This is a genomic window from Alteromonas sp. 1_MG-2023 (assembly GCF_030547075.1).
In the GTDB taxonomy this organism is placed as follows: Bacteria; Pseudomonadota; Gammaproteobacteria; order Enterobacterales; family Alteromonadaceae; genus Alteromonas.
Genome location: NZ_JAUOQH010000041.1, coordinates 1 through 1,583 on the forward strand (window position 1 = coordinate 1; position 1,583 = coordinate 1,583).

General features: G+C 43.7%; 3 protein-coding genes. 1 reads left to right on the forward strand and 2 read right to left on the reverse strand.

The annotated features are described in order from the left end of the window. Nucleotides 1–193: 193 nt before the first annotated feature. Complete coding sequence (locus tag Q4561_RS19725; protein WP_303462964.1) at nt 194–610, reverse strand: hypothetical protein; 417 nt, start codon at nt 608–610, stop codon at nt 194–196. A gap of 42 nt (nt 611–652) precedes the next feature. Beyond that, nucleotides 653–1,072, reverse strand: coding sequence for a hypothetical protein (locus tag Q4561_RS19730; protein ID WP_303462965.1), 420 nt, complete (start codon nt 1,070–1,072; stop codon nt 653–655). Nucleotides 1,073–1,114: 42 nt separating this feature from the next. Here Q4561_RS19730 and Q4561_RS19735 point away from each other — a divergent pair, with 42 nt between their 5' ends. After that, on the forward strand, nt 1,115–1,297 hold the full coding sequence (locus tag Q4561_RS19735; RefSeq protein WP_303462966.1) for a hypothetical protein: 183 nt from the start codon (nt 1,115–1,117) through the stop codon (nt 1,295–1,297). Nucleotides 1,298–1,583: the final 286 nt, after the last annotated feature.

Consider the following 1,583-nt stretch of genomic DNA (forward strand, 5'->3'; position numbering starts at 1 on the left):
CAGAAAACAGCTAATTATGGACCGAAAAAATGTCAGGGAGACACTCGGTTTTTATTGACAAGGGGAGTCATACCAACACCCTGCTTAGGGGCGGAAATACATGGGCTAAAATTAGGAGCGAAGCGACGCAGCCCACATGTTTGCGTCCCAGCCCGCGCAGCGGGCGAACTTGATTTTTTTGTTAGGTGCGAGCCTATTTAAACCAATGGTGAGGGTATTTACTAAGAACTGTGGCATCCCATGCCTCCCAAAACTTCATTTTTCCAGTGAGCGTTAGAAATACTGCATGAATGATAGCGCCCAAGAGTATAAAAAACATCATGGTGGCAATAAGTAACAATATAAGTCCGGTCATAATTAACCCACCATTTTCAACCTGATGTAAATTCATCTCAGGTGAAAGTCCGAACTCTTTTGTCACAAACGCAATAAGGCTAAAAGATGGAAAGATGCCCAGTATAATACCAATAAAAACAAAGTTTGAAATTTCACTTTGTACTCTAGGTTTGAGTTTAAAATAATCAAATATACGGCTGAGCATACTTGTAGCACCTAACTTTCCAATAACGGGCGCAGGCATGTGGGGCATAATGGCGAAGCCGCCCCGCATGTATGCGTCCCAGCGAACGCAGTGAGTGTGTTGATTGGGTTGTTATGCATCATTCTCTAAAACATCCAAGTTGCAATGGACTAAATCTGCGCCTTCTAGGTTAGCGCACTCTGTAAAACCATGTTTTTCCAAAGACTCAATGACGGCGTTATTGGTACTGTAGGTTCCGGTACTTAAACCAAAGTCATTTTTATAGATATCTCTTAGCCGAACATCGTCACGAAACATGAGCGACACTGCAAGAATATACTGAAATTTCGCAGCTTCTTTGTCCTGCAATGAGGCCTCATATATAACAGTAAGAAGCTGGATTTCATCCCAACGATCGGAAGACAAATTGACAGTCGTAACTAACGCATCTATGTATTCTGAACTCTTTTTTGAATGTGTAAAATATTTACCTGCTAAGAACGAAAAAACGGCTACTAATATTAAAGCGACAAAAAAGAGTTTATTTTGCATGTTCATCCTGATGCATAACTTTAAGCTAAGGGGCGCAGATACGTGGGGCATAATGGCGAAGCCGCCCCGCGTATAGGCGTCCCAGCGACCGAAGGGAGAGGCTTAAGCGCTTTGTTAGAAGCAGAGCCTGCACCTTTGGCCTTATTAAAAACTAATAAAGCCAGCATACGATTGATTGTTAAAGCAAACAAGCAAAATGCCAGTGCAGTGATGTTGGTGATTTGACTGAGGCAAGCTGCCCCATGAATTACCAAGTGCAATGGCGCTTGCCGGGTAAAATAAGAACTTGTTGGTAAAGCGCCTATTACACCACCTTTGAATTGAAAGCGGCGGAATAAAACCTACCACAAGCCAGAGCGATGCTAATGAAAACAGGAGAGGGTAGTTCCACTGTGATTTTCATAAAGCCAAACGCAGTTTAGGCTGACGCCTTATAACTTTTCAATAACGGGCGCGGACATGTGGGGCATAATGGCGAAGCCGCCCCGCGTGTATGCGTCCCAGCGAACGA